Annotated in this window: 1 pseudogene; it reads right to left on the minus strand. The window is 39.7% G+C overall.

Features of this window, described 5'->3' with window-relative positions:
* A pseudogene (locus FD47_RS14795) lies at positions 1-404 on the minus strand (transposase); the annotation flags it as partial.
* Positions 405-446 lie beyond the last annotated feature (42 nt).

A 446-nucleotide genomic window follows, 5' to 3' on the forward strand; every position in this document is an offset into this window, starting at 1 on the left:
CTTAATCCCCGAGATTTTCTTACCAGCGTCGTAACCTTTGTTTTCAGCAGTAGCGGTGTTTTTGACGCTCTGAGCGTCAACGATAATAAAGGAAGTTAAAGCTGAACGTCCTTGGTAAGTTCGCCGAGCAATGACAATTTTTTTAAAACTTGTTCCAATAAAGAATCAGCCGTAGGCTCAGCTTTAGTTGACCAAATTTTGTAATAGTTGTAAACTGACCGCCATTCTGGGAAATCACCGGGGACTTGACGCCATTGGCAACCGGTTTTCAAGACATATAGGACCGCACAGAAGACCTCGTAGAGGTCATATTTTCGAGGCTTAGTTCGCTTACGAAAATTTTCTAAAGCTGGTCGAATTAATTCAAATTGTTGCCGAGTAATATTGCTGGGATAATTTTTCATAGCTTAAACTCGCTTTTTACATAGAAGTATATCAAAAATCAT

The organism is Lentilactobacillus parafarraginis DSM 18390 = JCM 14109, assembly GCF_001435895.1.
GTDB lineage: Bacteria > Bacillota > Bacilli > Lactobacillales > Lactobacillaceae > Lentilactobacillus > Lentilactobacillus parafarraginis.